The sequence below is a fragment of the Streptomyces sp. P17 genome, assembly GCF_032436805.1.
Lineage (GTDB): Bacteria > Actinomycetota > Actinomycetes > Streptomycetales > Streptomycetaceae > Streptomyces.
The window spans coordinates 1-257 of the sequence record NZ_JAVRBF010001110.1; the positions used below are offsets into that span (position 1 = coordinate 1).

General features: G+C 68.9%; 1 protein-coding gene. It reads left to right on the forward strand.

The window, feature by feature from the left end:
• Window positions 1-29 precede the first annotated feature (29 nt).
• Window positions 30-257, forward strand: a 228-nt coding sequence (locus RMT89_RS44110; RefSeq protein WP_315889384.1) for an OmpA family protein, incomplete at its 3' end; no start/stop codon positions are given.

Genomic DNA, 257 nt, shown 5'->3' on the forward strand with positions numbered 1-257 from the left:
CCCGCGAGCCGTACGAGCGCACCCGGCTCTTGCTGCAGAAGCTGGCCGCGCCGCTGAAGGCGACCCCGCTTCGCATCGTGATCACGGGCCATACCGCCTCGGGCTTCGTGTCGCCGCGCACCGGCTACGACGGGTTCGATCTCTCGGCCGATCGCGCCAACACCGTGCGCCAGATCCTGCAGCGCGAAGGGCTGCCGACCGGACACATCTTCTCCGTGTCGGGGAAAGCCGACACCCAGCCGCTGTTTCCCGACGAT